The organism is Candidatus Abawacabacteria bacterium (assembly GCA_016207805.1).
In the GTDB taxonomy this organism is placed as follows: domain Bacteria; phylum Patescibacteriota; class Gracilibacteria; order RBG-16-42-10; family RBG-16-42-10; genus JACQZO01.
The window spans coordinates 49,534-62,878 of sequence record JACQZO010000022.1 but is presented as its reverse complement, the minus strand read 5'-3'; the positions used below and the strand labels follow the sequence as shown (position 1 = coordinate 62,878).

General features: G+C 38.2%; 13 protein-coding genes. 9 read left to right on the top strand and 4 right to left on the bottom strand.

The annotated features are described in order from the left end of the window. Positions 1-10: 10 nt before the first annotated feature. The gene (locus HY817_05000; protein ID MBI4836589.1) at positions 11-541 is read left to right on the top strand and encodes a hypothetical protein; all 531 of its coding nucleotides are present in this window, start codon (positions 11-13) and stop codon (positions 539-541) included. Positions 542-750: 209 nt separating this feature from the next. On the opposite strand, the gene HY817_04995 is transcribed toward HY817_05000, so the two are convergent. Beyond that, positions 751-1,386 carry a hypothetical protein gene (locus HY817_04995; GenBank protein MBI4836588.1) on the bottom strand — a complete coding sequence of 212 codons (636 nt, stop codon included), beginning with the start codon at positions 1,384-1,386 and terminating at the stop codon, positions 751-753. A gap of 266 nt (positions 1,387-1,652) precedes the next feature. On the opposite strand from HY817_04995, the gene HY817_04990 reads away from it, so the two are divergent. After that, positions 1,653-2,225, top strand: coding sequence for a pentapeptide repeat-containing protein (locus HY817_04990; protein MBI4836587.1), 573 nt, complete (start codon positions 1,653-1,655; stop codon positions 2,223-2,225). A gap of 93 nt (positions 2,226-2,318) precedes the next feature. Here the strand turns inward: HY817_04990 and HY817_04985 are convergent, their stop codons facing one another. Both HY817_04985 and HY817_04980 read right to left on the bottom strand, forming a co-directional pair. Next, positions 2,319-3,470 carry a hypothetical protein gene (locus tag HY817_04985; protein ID MBI4836586.1) on the bottom strand — a complete coding sequence of 384 codons (1,152 nt, stop codon included), beginning with the start codon at positions 3,468-3,470 and terminating at the stop codon, positions 2,319-2,321. 10 nt (positions 3,471-3,480) lie between these two features. After that, entirely contained in the window at positions 3,481-4,059 is a 579-nt protein-coding gene (locus HY817_04980; GenBank protein MBI4836585.1) for a hypothetical protein, read from the bottom strand. Positions 4,060-4,277: 218 nt separating this feature from the next. Between HY817_04980 and HY817_04975 the strand changes: the two genes are divergently transcribed. Further along, the gene (locus tag HY817_04975) at positions 4,278-6,203 is read left to right on the top strand and encodes a prolyl oligopeptidase family serine peptidase (protein MBI4836584.1); all 1,926 of its coding nucleotides are present in this window, start codon (positions 4,278-4,280) and stop codon (positions 6,201-6,203) included. A 218-nt stretch (positions 6,204-6,421) separates the two neighbouring features. Next, on the top strand, positions 6,422-8,257 hold the full coding sequence (locus HY817_04970; protein ID MBI4836583.1) for a RecQ family ATP-dependent DNA helicase: 1,836 nt from the start codon (positions 6,422-6,424) through the stop codon (positions 8,255-8,257). Here the strand turns inward: HY817_04970 and HY817_04965 are convergent. Further along, positions 8,254-9,813 carry a hypothetical protein gene (locus tag HY817_04965; GenBank protein ID MBI4836582.1) on the bottom strand — a complete coding sequence of 520 codons (1,560 nt, stop codon included), beginning with the start codon at positions 9,811-9,813 and terminating at the stop codon, positions 8,254-8,256. The two genes, HY817_04970 and HY817_04965, sit on opposite strands and share 4 nt — an antisense overlap. A gap of 116 nt (positions 9,814-9,929) precedes the next feature. Between HY817_04965 and HY817_04960 the strand changes: the two genes are divergently transcribed. From HY817_04960 to HY817_04940, 5 genes are all read left to right on the top strand, one after another. Then, positions 9,930-10,838 (top strand): Nif3-like dinuclear metal center hexameric protein, encoded by a 909-nt coding sequence (locus tag HY817_04960; protein ID MBI4836581.1) that lies wholly within the window; start codon positions 9,930-9,932, stop codon positions 10,836-10,838. Positions 10,839-11,053: 215 nt separating this feature from the next. After that, complete coding sequence (locus tag HY817_04955) at positions 11,054-11,578, top strand: hypothetical protein (GenBank protein ID MBI4836580.1); 525 nt, start codon at positions 11,054-11,056, stop codon at positions 11,576-11,578. A gap of 76 nt (positions 11,579-11,654) precedes the next feature. Further along, entirely contained in the window at positions 11,655-12,350 is a 696-nt protein-coding gene (locus HY817_04950) for an SRPBCC domain-containing protein (protein MBI4836579.1), read from the top strand. Positions 12,351-12,423: 73 nt separating this feature from the next. Beyond that, positions 12,424-13,041: a cysteine hydrolase family protein gene (locus HY817_04945; protein ID MBI4836578.1), complete on the top strand. Its 618-nt coding sequence runs from the start codon at positions 12,424-12,426 to the stop codon at positions 13,039-13,041. Positions 13,042-13,051: 10 nt separating this feature from the next. Further along, entirely contained in the window at positions 13,052-13,315 is a 264-nt protein-coding gene (locus tag HY817_04940; GenBank protein ID MBI4836577.1) for a hypothetical protein, read from the top strand. The last annotated feature ends 30 nt before the right edge of the window (positions 13,316-13,345 follow it).

The following is a 13,345-nucleotide window of genomic DNA, read 5'->3' as shown; positions in this document are numbered from 1 at the left end:
TAAAATCTTTATGTTGTATATAATTGGTGGCACTCCTCGTGCCGGTAAGTCAAAATTGGCAAAATTGCTACTTGAGCGGAATAAAATACCATTCTTAAGTACTGACTTTCTCATTCATATGATTCAGGAAGCCCAACCTGATCTGAGATTAACAATTCCCTACAATGAAATCTCTGACAAGTTTTGCCCATATTTTACAGCTTTAGTAAAACATATTATCGACACTACTTCCCCATATACTATTGAGGGTGACGCTTTTTTACCTAAACAAATCCCTGCTTTAGAAAAGATTTATCAAATAAAAGCTGTCTTTTTAGGAATATCGCAATGTTCTTTGGAGACCATTCTTAATTTTGTAGGGGAAAATGATTGGATAAATAAATTGTCTCAAAAAGATAAAGAAGTTTTGCCCATCCAACTTATGGAAAGCAGCAAGAACATTGAAGATCAGTGCAGGGAGTATAATCAATTCTATATCGATATGAGTATAGGAGATTACCAATCAAATTTAGAAAGTGCGTATCAATATATAATGTCTTAAAAGTTCTACCCCTTCCCCTCGGTGAATGACTCCCTTTCCTGGAAAGATCCTAACTCAGGGGCATTAATGACTTGAAGGATCATTTCTCCCGGGACTGATTGTTTTCACGTTCTCTCCCCTCTTTGCTTAAACAAGCCGAAATATTGTAGAGAGAGTCCCCAACTAGGCTGCTTTCCATCAGCTCAAAGGATGACCCATTAAAAGAAAAACTATCCATATAAGATCGCTGCCCCGGTATTACCTGTGGCTTTAAGCAAGGTTGCAATATTTATTTCTAGCGCGGGGCCATAATATGGGTCGTGATATTGGATGCTATCTTTGTTGATAGCGTAGATGAGAATTGAATGGAAACCTTTTCTATGAGGGTACAGGACCTTCAGTTTGATTGATGTTTGTATCAGTTTCTTCTGTCTAAGAAAAGTCTTTATTCGCCTTTCCGTGAGGCGTCCATAAACAGCATGACATCCTAGTTCGATCGCCTTAAACATTTCTTTATATGCCAATGGCAATGGCTCAGGTAGAATATCTTGATCTTTTTTATGCTCATATTTAGCAACACAAAAAGTTGTGGGCGTATCTTTATATTCTTTTAAAGCCTTATCCAAACTACTTGGTTTAAATAGAGGCCACAAAGCATACATAGTAGTTTCAAGACCATATTCTCTGGCCAACTTAGCAATGGTGGGATTCCAAATATTTTCAAAGTGCTTCCCATAGTTTTTTTCTACCTTCTCAACAAGATCCTCCTCAGTAACAGAAATTCCGTGCTTATTCAGAACCATGCGCAATATAACTAAGGAACAGGCCCTTGGATGTTTTTGTTTAAAATAAACCAAATCGTTCATAAGAACTATGACTAAAGAATTTGTATCATATTCTTGCAATTGCTGTCTGGATCCCTAATCAGATAGTTCTACTTTTTCCTATTCTGTAATCAATTGGAGTTTTTAAAAGAGCATAGTTCTTAAGCATTTATTACTCCTAGCATACCCCAGGCTTCTTACCGACTATTCTTATGCCTAGCAATGACTTTGCTGAGTAAATAGGCAACTTTCAGTATAGCTAATTAAACTTCTTAACTATATATTATTCGCAACAGCAACGTATCTCTATGCTTGATTCATCGCAAACCAAAAAGAAAGGTCTTAGCTGGGCAAATAAAGACTTAAGCAAACAAGAGTTTCAAGATTGTATCTTCGAACAATCAGATTTCAGTTATGCTGATCTTTCTTATTCAAGCTTACAAAATGTAACTTTTATTTCCTGTAATCTCAGTGGCATTAATTTAACAAACAGTCGGCTATTGGGAGTGACATTTAATGGATGCAAATTAACAGGGGTTGATTTCCATCAATGTGCAAGTACTTTAGGTTCGCCACGGTTTAGCTTTTCTCAATGCGTAGTGAATGGTTGTAACTTCTCTGATCTTAAATTGAGCAAGACTCCTTTTTTGAATTCACAATTAGAAAACTGCGTATTCAATAACACGGATTTAACTGAAGCCGACTTTTCTATGACTCACTTATCTAATACACTTTTTCATAGTTGCAAACTACAAAAAAGCAACTTTATTACCTCTAGAAACTACATTGTCGACCCCACCAGCAATACTATCACCAAGGCAAAGTTCTCTCTTCCAGAGGCTATCTCTTTACTAAAGTTTCTAGATATTGAATTACAGTAGTGAGGATCAGTTGAGCTCTACCCTTTCCTGTTATCTAATAGACCCAGCTCTTCAGCAGAATGCCTCAAACTCAGGACTTTAATGTTGGTTCAATTACATTTTTTCTAAAGCTTCTTCTGACATTTTAATGATATCCTTCTTAGCCATTTCCATATTGGTATCAGCGAAAGGAGCGAAAATGCTCACATCGACTACATAGTTACTGGGGGCCGCCTGTAATTCGACCATGCCAAACTTTTGAGCTACTGCATCAGCTTTCTTTGCTATTAAACTTGGTGGGAGCTTGAGAACTTCTCCTTCTTGTGACTGTGCAAAGGGAACCAATTCACTTTGGAACCTTTGAGCATCAGCTGAAGTCTTAAATTCTAAAACAGTTACTTCTACTATTTCATTTGGTCTCTCGAGAATAGCAAAACGACTTAACCCAGCACTGACAAATCCAGGTAACGTGTCTGCCTTGAACTCATGTTGAGTACCTAGCCATTCCTGATCACTAACAGGTAAAGTGCCAATCCATTGAGTGCCACTAATTTTTTCAGGTAAACGTTGCATAGCATTGTTAGTGGCTATAGTCAGCTTATCCTTAGAAAGATCGACTAAACGTTGTGATTGAACTTTAGCTATTTGCGAAGCTAAAGCTGCAAGTCCAGTTTTTTGATCAGCATCGTTAGCTATTTGTTTAGCTGTGGTGGGAAGAGCAATTTTGACACCATATATTCCCAAGGTAAAGCGATACACAATATGTGGATCCTCTCCGCTCTCACCTGGTTGGTAATAGGCAATTCGCGCATCTCCAATATCTTCTTGAGATGCCTTGATGGTAATTGTCTCAAAACCTTTTGCTCTTTCCATCATACTTTTTTGTGCCGCTTCTGCTGATACATATTTAATGATGCTATTTTGCATATTCATTCTCTCATAATCTCTATCAAACCAGCTCTTTGCTACATAAAACTCATAGTCTTTTAGTATTGGGTCCAGATGATGATTAAGCTCAGTAAGTGTTGGTCTACTATGTGAAAATCGAGAAATACTATTGAGATCTGGTGCAGTTAACAATGCTTGGGCTAATAAGCTGTCATCCACTGTTTGGGTTTGCTTTTCACCATCAATAACCTTTGTCAGTGGTAAAGACGATTGATCGAATTTGATGCTCCCACTTTTCCAAAGCATCAAGGAACCGGCTCCAACAAGTAGTAGGACAGCGATAGTTGTTGGGATAATAAACCTTTTAGTTTGAGACATAAATGTTTTGTTAACGAGTCTGAAATGAGGTGATAAAATAGTTATGAGCCATTTCATCGAAGTCTTTGGTCTCGTACACCTCGAATATTTGGTACATTATTTTATCTTTCATAGTGATGTGTCCTTTGTTGTTGAGTTTTTGACCATCTTCGATGACAAATTCTAAAGAAGGTTGCCCATGTAATTTAGCAAATTTAGAATGGATCAACTTATTGCTAGGGTCACTCTGTACCATTCCATCAAGAGCAAGTCGTAATAATTCTTCTGCACTTTCAACTGGTAATACCTCTGGGTACTCAGTACTTACTATTAAGTAAGCATTATCTTTATTATCTTTTGCACTATATACTTTTTGGCCAAGAGTTTGACCGCCAGAAACTCTGAGATCATTGTTACGAGTTTCAGCAATTTGGGGAAAGCGAGCAGTAAAGCTATTATCTGTAGAACTGAAGCTCTGCCAAGAGACAAATTTGCTTTCATCTATTTCTGGCATCTTTTCTTCACCTGGCATAGGCAGGAACATTGCTAAAACAACTGCCAAAAGAACACCACCACCCATACTGGCGTAAAGAATAGCTTTTTGATTCATAGTGGTTTTTATTTACTTACTAACTTATATTATAGCAACTTTTTCATCTCTTGAACAAGACAAGGCATAATCTAACACAGCCTCTAGCATTTTTAATGATAGCTAAAGCAAGAGAAAAAACAGAGACTGATTTCTGCTCTGGTATTGGATATTTGACAGTACCTGTTAAGTGCCCTACGTTTAGCCACAATTATCACAACTACTATTTCCGAATCTTTATGAAATATATTCCCGCCATTCTACTGAGCTTACTATTATTCCCCGTGGCAAGCGATGCCTCCACATATACGTCTTACCGATACAAAGAAACACAAGATGATTCTCTACTTATTTCCCAAGGTACTGTAGAAGACATGGACACCTTCAATTGTAGTATTCAAGCCCTAAATTGTACTAAAACAGCCAATACTAGTTTGGCTACTTCAGATCCATTTTCCCTTGAATCTACCATCACCAAATCTTTTTCTGCACCAACTGGAACAGCAGTAATATTGGAAAAGAAACTTCAGCAGCAAGGAATTATCAAACAGTACTTTCTGGCAGATTCCGCAAATGTGGCAAAACCTCAGGCGCTAATTCCTATTTCAGATGAAATTACTCAAGCTGTTTTCGCTCAAGGTATCAGTAATAAAGTGGCTTTCATAACAGCAGAAGGCAAAGACAAAAAAAAGCAGATTATTTTTTATGATTTAGGGGAAAATAAAGAAATCAGTAGAATCACTACTTCTGATCAAATAACCAATCCTATGTATGCTGCTGGAGGGACAATATTTGCTTACTATGTACCAGCACAAACGAATATTAGTAAAACCAAAAAGTACAAACTGCTACAGATTACAGAAGATGGCTTAATTCAAGAAAAAAATCACACCTACACTGTGCCCAAAGCTTGGGAGCTTTTAACTGATGCTAATCGTTTACATAACTTTAGCAACGATGGCTCCATGTATGCTTACCTCGATGATCAGAATAATTATCCTACTCCGAAGGTGATGAATGTGGCTGATCTAAATTTCACCTCAGCAAGTACTATTAGTTGGCCTGACCTGGGTGTAGTGGCTGATCTATTATTTACGCGGGATAATAATCTACTTATTGTAGCCAATTCAAAATCTCGTCCTTACGACTGGTCTGTATATCAAGTAAATATGCTCGACAAAAGTCATGAAGAGGTAATGACCGATGTGTCTCTTTTGTATGAGATGAAAAAGTTATCAAATGGGCAAATTCTTATTCCTATTACTAAGGGTTCCAACCTAAAACCTATTCTCTACGATCCAGACACCAAAAGTACACACTCATTTTCTGGCTTAAATTGGGACACATCGACGAGCACGAATCAACATGAAGTAATTACCTTTGCTGATAAAAGTTTTGGGGTATTCATTAGTGCCAAAGGAAGTGTTGCTCCCAAGTCTCAGCCTCTAATTGTATGGTTACACGGAGGCCCATTCCGCCAGGCGGCGAAAGAGTTTCATTCATATCCTAGCTATGCTACTTATGATTGGATGTTGGCAGAGGCCGTCGCCAATGGCGCACTGGTGCTAAAAGTAGATTATCCAGGCAGCTATGGTTATGGCAATGATTATGCTTATTCTCTTCTTGGCAAAGATGGCACTGTTGATTCCCTAAGTGTCATGAATGCTGTTCGAGAACTACAAAAATCTAAACAGTTGACCGGTCCTGTTTACGCAGTAGGAAATAGTTATGGTGGCTATCTCGCTGCCAAATTGATTACCGATTATCCTGATGAAATCAAGCAAGCTATCGCTATCAATGGTGTCTACGAATGGCGAACATTATTAAATTATTTACACACTTCAATCTTCAACATTCATTTCGATGGCTTATATGATCCAGAGGAAACAACTCCCTACGATGCCTCATCAATTAGCCAAAGACTCGATCGTCTCACAGAAAAAAACAAAATTACTGTGGTCGTAGGAACACAAGATAAAACAATTAATCCCGATCAAGCCTACACATTTGTCGAGTTACTTAAGCTAAAAAAGAAGAATGTTGAGCAGCTGCTTTTGCTAGGTGAAGATCACATTTTGCGCAAAAAAGAGTCAAATGAAATACTTTGCCAGCAAATCTTTAAAGAGCTGAAATTGAAAATATCTTCAGAGACATGTTCTCTATAAAGCCTACCTATTAGAGGTAATTCAATTCGTTCAACTCATCTGCAAACTACCCTAAAAATAGATTTGCCGGCTCCAGACGCATTGGGTTCTTGATTGGTTAATTCTTCTCACCATAGTTAGTCAATAGTAAAGTGGTGAGTGCTTTGGCAAGCTTTCATAATTTTTCCTGTATAGTAGTCCCTGCCTGCAGACTATCCATATTTTATTAATTTTCTCCCATGCAAGCGTTGCTCAAACAATACTTTGGCTATGATCAATTTCGCCCCCTACAAGAGGAAATTATTAATCATGTCCTGCAGAAACATGATTGTTTTGTTTTGATGCCAACTGGAGGCGGAAAGTCTCTCTGCTATCAGCTACCTGCATTACAGTTCCCTGGCATTACCTTGGTAATTTCACCTTTGATCGCGCTTATGAAAGATCAGGTGGACACATTAAAGGCTTGTGGCGTCAGTGCCGAATTTATTAATTCCACGCTATCTCCGCAGGAAGTGAGTAGAATTTGTGCCTTAGCTAGAAGTAAAGAATTGAAGATCTTATATGTAGCTCCCGAAAGATTTGCCCTGAGAGACTTTCAAACTTTTTTACAAACCTTACCGATTAGCTTAATTGCTGTTGATGAAGCTCATTGTATCTCAGAATGGGGACACAATTTTCGCCCAGATTATCGAAACCTTAGTATCCTAAAGCAACTTTTCCCAACTGCCCCTCTGATTGCCCTAACAGCCACCGCTACACACAAGGTTCGTGAGGATATTCTCAGTCAATTGCAATTACAAAATGCTCGAGTGTTTATTTCTAGCTTTAATCGTGAAAACTTGCGCGTAAGCATTGTCGAAAAGAAACACGCTCTGCCAAAACTGCTTAATTTACTCCCCCAATATCGCGATGAATCAGTGATTATTTATTGTTTTTCTCGCAAAGAAACTGAGGCATTGGCTGAAGCTCTGGTCTTGAATAAATTCAAAGCACGTGCTTATCATGCTGGCTTGGAGAACAATGAAAGAAGTCGCGTGCAAGAAATGTTTATCAAAGATGAAATAAATATTATTGTCGCTACCATTGCCTTTGGTATGGGCATAGACAAACCAAATGTACGTCTGGTGGTGCATTTCACTTATCCCAAAACATTAGAGGGCTATTACCAAGAAATTGGCCGTGCTGGACGAGATGGTTTACCAAGTGAATGCATTATGTTCTATACCTATGCTGACACGCGTAAACATCAGTTCTTTATTAATCAAATAGAGGACACTCAGCTCAGGACACAAGCGTTACAAAAACTTAATGCGGTAATTAATTATGCTACTCATAGAGCTTGTCGTAAAAGATATTTACTGAAGTATTTTGGTGAAGATTTGGCACTGAATAATTGTGGTAGCTGTGATATCTGTATTCCCAGCAAAGAGGCAGTCACATCAGCAAAACCACTGCAAACTCCTGTTAAAAGTGGCGAGTTAAATTATAATCGGATCTTATTTGAGCAACTAAAAAAGTTACGCAGAGAATTTGCCAATGAAGCGAAAGTGCCTGCCTTCGTCATCTTTGGCGATACATCTCTCCAAGAAATGGCATATTACTTTCCTCGTGATGCTAATACTTTTTCTCAGATTACCGGAGTAGGAGCAAAGAAATTAGCACTTTTTGGCAAAGCGTTTCTCACACTTATTAATCAATTTATTGAAGAGCACACTATTTCCGCTATTCCTGCCTTACAGCAAAAGTCCAGCACTAGAATAACTAAAACCGCAAAGTCTTCTTTAGCCTTCTGTAATAAAACTCGCGAATTACTGCTGAGAAAATTGCCGATTGAGCAAATAGCAAAGAATCTTAATCTAGCCCCCACAACCATTATTGGTCATATTGAAAAGATGTTTGATGCCGGAGAAAAGTTGGAGGTAGATTACCTAAAGCCCCCAGCTGTAAGATATGAAGCAATGAAAGCTGCTTTTCAAAAATGTGGCACGGAAAAATTGAAACCAGTCTTTGAGTATTTGCAGGGTAAATACTCCTATGATGAGCTGCGCCTAGTTAAAACATTGCTAAAAAACTAATACACCAGATTGAGATAACAATTTTCACAATACACTGTCTCCGGCCTATCAGGAGCATACGTAGTCTGTATAGATATCTGACAATTAGCACAATCTCTTTGCCAGAATCGCGCTGGGTTACATAGACGTAATCTTTCCAAGTGGCGAATATCGGGATGTTTGGTCGGTGCTGGCAAACCTTTCTTCTGATAAAACTCTATTTCTTGCTTAATCATGTTAAATATCTTTGCTCCAGGCTCTTTTCCACTTTCATTTAAAGGGAAGTATTCAGTAGCCAATGTTTCTTCATAATGAAATGGCGAAATTTCTGGTGGAAAAAAATCACCCCACTCGCCAGTAGCTTGCATATGCTCAATAATCTTGGGCACAAGAGCCTCATACTCTTCCTTACTGTATTGTTTATTCAAAATGCAGTATTCAGCATTGCGCATATTGCTACAGCCAAAGCAATTTTTAGAGCTGAACATATAGGTGCTGTAGAGTAGATTGGAGCTCCCCACCAAACACAAGTACCCAAAGACAGTGTTATAGACATTGGAACCCGAACCCATACATTCATAAAGAAGCGTAGCGTTTTCTCCAGAATAAGCGCAATTATAACTATCTTTTAAATACGGAAACCCATTAAAAATATTTTTGCAATCTTCACACCCCAAAGCCATAATAAAACAGTTGTGACAATTCTTGGATTGCAAAATATAATCTCCCGTACAATTTTCTGTCTGATTATTATGATTAGCTTTTTTAGGGTATTTAAGACTTTCTGCACGCCATAGTTGCAGCATTGCTTCCTGGCCGGCCAAAGTATTCAGTTCATAGTTAGCAAGTAGCTTTTGATATTCTTCTTTCGTGTATTGCTTATTAAGAATGCAATAACGTTTATGTTTTAAGTTGAAACACAGAACACAATCTTGCAAATCATTGCAATCTTCTATGAAGAAACAGTCAGCACAGTTTTTGCTATTAAGGGCAAAATTAGTATTGTAACAGCTTTCACAATGAACACACTGATAACAGAGCTCACAGCGGAAGACAAAAAGACAATCGCAACAATTTTTTGATTCTTGAGCATTGTAACAATAATAACTATCTTCTAAGTGATTGCCGGCGGCACAAAGATAGCAATTTTTATTGCCAACATTGTAGTTAGTATAAAGAGAATTGACTGAGTCCACAGTAATAGTATGCGCATGTGGCACCTTTTGAATTAACTCAGAAAATTGACTAAAGAAAGATCGAGAAAAATCAAAATCTTGACCATAGTCTTTAGCATCCCAATCATCTTTCCACCACCAATCTTTATGATACACATTCACTTTGGCATCAGCGCTAAACATAGAAATTATATCCTGGCCACTACGATTGCATTTCCTTTCATAGAAATGCCGATCATTACGCCAGACAAATTTTCTCTGCAAGCTACAATCAGAACAAAAACTGGGTGTAGAAATTAAATACTTCTTACCTTGAAATACGGGCGAAACTTTTTCATAAAAACTGCTATCGTCCTCGGTTAGCTCAAAATTTTTCGCACACTGCTTACAGGTCTTAGTCATAGCAATGCATCAGTTCTGATCTCCAATATACTGAAAGCATATATCCCTGCAAGAGTAAGATGCATAATAGACGAACTCAGCGCTCAATGCTAATTTGCTTTTAGCATTTTAACGCCATGGCAGATCAACCAAGCAACTCATTAGCTAATATTTGTAGAACGCTTGATCAAGAATTTTCTATTGATCAAATCTTTGATGATTGGTCATTCTCTTTTGATGAGCAGTTTAGAGCTCAAGCAGTAAAGAAGTTTTTGGTAGAAAAAGGCAATACAGGATTATTTTTACAGTTTAGCAATGTAGTGAGTCATATTTATACTGCATTTGCTCCGAGCAAATATGTTCTTCAAGAAATCAAACAGCGCGGCAGCAAAAATGCTTTATTGGTCTTGAAACATCCTTTTGATTGGAATGGCTCAGCTAATGGCCAAGGTTTCATTAGGTTTGGTGCAGATGATTACAAACTGATGAAAGAGATGGAATTATCGCTCTACTCTCTCCACACTCCCTGGGATAAAAATAGAAATGATACCTTTGTCTCCACAGCATATGGATTTGCCAGAGCCATTGGCTTCCAGGCTCAAGAAGAATTCGGTGAAGATCCTGCTAATCCTAAATTAATACTGGGATTAATTGGCAATTTGCCAGTAAAAAACTTTGAGGAGTTGAAAAGTTTACTTAAAAGTAAGCTTAATTATGAAGTAAAGTTCATTAAGAAACATGATCGGGCTAATCGTATTGCTCTGATTACAGGAGGCGGCTTTATCCCATCATTAATTCAGCAAGCAAAAGATGCTAATTGTGATGTTTATGTCACTGGCATTATCACACCCAATGCCTCTGAATGGAGCCAGACCCGTTACCCAGCCACTAGAGCAAAGATCGATGCTATTGATATTAATATAATTGGCGCATCACACTATCTGACCGAAAAGTTTGCCCCTCAACTTTCCTTAGAGTTTTTTAAAAAGTTGGGCTATTCGGCAAACTTCATTGAGGATGAAACTGCAAAAAAGCAACTGGAGTAGCAATACAAATTATTCTATCTAAGCTTTTAATAAAGTATCCTATTGCTTTTCTAAAGTTAAAGAGCACACATCAAAGATTCAGGCTAAATATCATTCTCTAGCTGAACTCATTGAACAACTCTTCCTGCTTAAATGAAGATTAAAGCTAAGAATAAAAGCCAAACATTGACAGTGTGAATAAGTGGATTATAGTAACAATCCTTGATTAAAACTTTATGAAAACATCGTCAAACCGCATAGAGGAATTAGGGCAATATCTTGCCAGCATTGAGCCAAGAGAAATAACAGGTAGCTTGGGACCAGACGCTCGACCATTTAGACAAGATATTGCTACATTGGTTGCCGGTCTATTAGGAGATGTCAAGCATGGAAACGATGTGTTTGAAGTAGTAATGGAGGGCTTACTTGCTGAAGCAAGAGCGCTTTTGGTAATAGCTAGAAGCGTCGCTCCCGATCTATTTGCTCAACTAAATGAAGCTTGCCGAGAAACAACACAATTGAAAGTTCGGGTCATGTTGAGAGTATGTGGCCTCACAGGTAGCGAGTTACCTTCGCATGTCACACAATATTTAGTTGATACTAAACACATTACAGCCACAAGCAGCGATACAGAAAAGCTTGCTGCATTTATTGCTCAATTAACCGAAGCTCTGCTTAAATTGGCGGTGTTAGAATTAAGCGCAAGTAAAGGATTCCGTGACCAAATCAGAGCGACACTAAGCGAAGCAAAGCCACGATAGCTAGGAATAGGAATATTTCTACTCAGCATGCTAGGATATAGACAGTAATAGCAGTGTAGTTAATTGAACAGAATGCATGGCTAAACTTTTTGTCGAAAAATCTATCAGCATCACAGCTTCAGCAAAAACGGTATGGCAAGTTTTAACTGATCCGGAAATTACTCATGAATGGATTAAAGAGTTTTCTGAATCTTTTACTCGATTAGAATCTGATTGGCAATTAGGAAGCTTGGTACTATGGAAGGACAAGGATAATAAAAATCATGTAGAAGGCAAAGTCACTGTACTTGAGCTTTATAAAAGATTGCGCTTTAGCGTCATGCCTGCTGACGAAGTTTCTAATTGGGAAATAAAAGAAGATGATGGCATCACCTATATACTTACAGAAGAAAACGGTCAGACATTATTAGCCATTACTCAAGGTGATTTTGGTTTAATGCCTGAACATGAGAAGTATTATCATATGACAAATACTATCTGGGAGCGTGTCCTACCTAAAGTAAAAGTATTAGCTGAGTGGATGGAAAAATTGATCAAAAAAGGATTCAAAGATATTCGCGTCTGTCCTATTCCGGCTGCTTTAGATTTCGGAGAACATACCCACGAAGAGCACACCGTGCATGTAATATTGGACTGTGAATTAACTATAGCTGACTCAGGGACCAGCAAGACATATGGTTCCGGAGACTATGTCGAGTTTCCTGCTGGCACCACCCATGCCGTCAAAAGCGGCCCTACTGCAGGCAGTATGATTGTGGGAATCAAGGCTTAAAAATCCACTACCCCCACCACCTACTCCTTCCCATTTATAATTCATAATTCGCAATTCGTAATTTATAATTTCTATGCCCACCCAGCCTTTACCCGACAAACTTGCACCTATTCATACAGCACTTTTAGTAATAGACATTCAAAATGACTTTTGCTCTCCTGAAGGTTTATTAGCTAAACGAGGTAGAGATTTATCACGTATTGAACCGATGATTGACAGGCTAATTCCTTTTATCGAAATAGCCAAACAAAACAATATTCTCACCCTCTACACTCAACAAGTATATGATTGGGAAAAGCTCAATGAGCGCCAAAGAGAGCAATATACTTTAGATGGTAGATTTGTGAATTGTGATATCGCTACTGATGGACCGAAGTTTTTTCGCATCAATCCTCCAAGAGAACAAGTATTTATTAAATACAATCTCAATGCTTTTTCCAATCCTAACTTGCTAGAGACATTGGAAACTAATCATATCAAGACATTAATTATTACTGGTGTAGACTCCGAATTCTGTATTGAAACAGCTGTAAGAAATGCATTTGATTTAGGTTTCAAAGTAGTGGTGCCCAAAGATCTTATCGCTAACAATGCTCGCAAAGTACATCGGGAAGAAAGGCTTTTAGAGTTAGTAGAAACCTGGTATGGCGCCGTCACCACCAGCGAAGAAATAACCCTGCTTTGGCAGTAATTATGACACTATGGAAATAATTTATTTACCCCGCACTGTTTTTGGCGAAGTTTTCTATGAACCACAGAGTAGAGATGCGATAGCTTTCACACCTGAAGATGAAGTAATGGTAATGACCATGGCACCAGAATTTGATCCTATGCGCCAAAAAGATCCTAGAAGATTTGAATTAACCTGCAGAGAGACTTTTCGCGAACTCATTGATGCCATACAGACAGCCCACAGAGCAAAGAGACTGATTCGAGATGCGCTCAATCGGTCACTTGAAAGGTAATATCCAATTGTTCCCATCTGAGGAATTATA